The sequence below is a fragment of the Amycolatopsis sp. SID8362 genome (assembly GCF_010550475.1).
Taxonomy (GTDB): Bacteria; Actinomycetota; Actinomycetes; order Mycobacteriales; family Pseudonocardiaceae; genus Amycolatopsis; species Amycolatopsis eburnea.
Genome location: NZ_JAAGNB010001543.1, coordinates 1 through 808 on the forward strand (window position 1 = coordinate 1; position 808 = coordinate 808).

At 73.5% G+C, this 808-nt stretch carries 1 protein-coding gene; it reads right to left on the reverse strand.

Annotated elements, in window-relative coordinates:
• On the reverse strand, positions 1-808 hold an 808-nt coding region (locus G3I65_RS47375), incomplete at both ends, for an acyl carrier protein (protein WP_160701909.1).

Below are 808 nucleotides of genomic sequence, written 5' to 3' on the forward strand. Positions count from 1 at the left end.
CACGAGCGACGACGAGCACGCCGTGTCCACCGTGACCGCCGGACCTTCCAGACCGAGCACATAGGACACCCGGCCGGACGCGACGCTGCCCGCGCTGCCGCTGGTGAGATAGCCCTCGGCGTCTTCGCTGCCCCTGAGCAGGCTGCTGTAGTCGTGGTACATCAGCCCGGCGAACACGCCGGTCGCGGTGCCGCGCAGGCTCAGCGGGTCGATGCCCGCGCGTTCGACGGCCTCCCACGACGTTTCGAGCAGCAGCCGCTGCTGGGCGTCGGTGGCGAGGGCTTCACGCGGGCTCATGCCGAAGAACTCGGCGTCGAACTCGGCCGCGTCGTGCAGGAATCCGCCGTGCCGGGTGTAGGACGTGCCGGGGTGCGCGGGGTCCGGGTCGTAGAGCGCGTCGAGGTCCCAGCCGCGGTCGGCGGGGAACTCCGAAACGGCGTCGCGTCCGTCGAGGACCAGGTCCCAGAGCTGTTCGGGGGTGCGGACCCCGCCTGGGTAGCGGCAGGCCATGCCCACGATGACGACCGGGTCGCCGGTGACCGCGCGGCGCGTCTCGGCGAGCGGAGCGTCGGTGTCGAAGAGTTCGCCCAGCAGGTACGCGGCGAGCGCGGTGACGGTCGGGTGGTCGAACACCAGCGTGCTGGGCAGGCGCAGGCCGGTGGCGGCGGCGAGGCGGTTGCGCAGGTCGACGCCGCTGAGCGAGTCGAAGCCGAGGTCGGAGAACGCGCGGGCGGGGTCGATCGCGGCGGCGTCGGCGTGCCCGAGGGCGAGCGCGACGTGCGTGGCGACCAGCCCGGCGAGGGCGTCC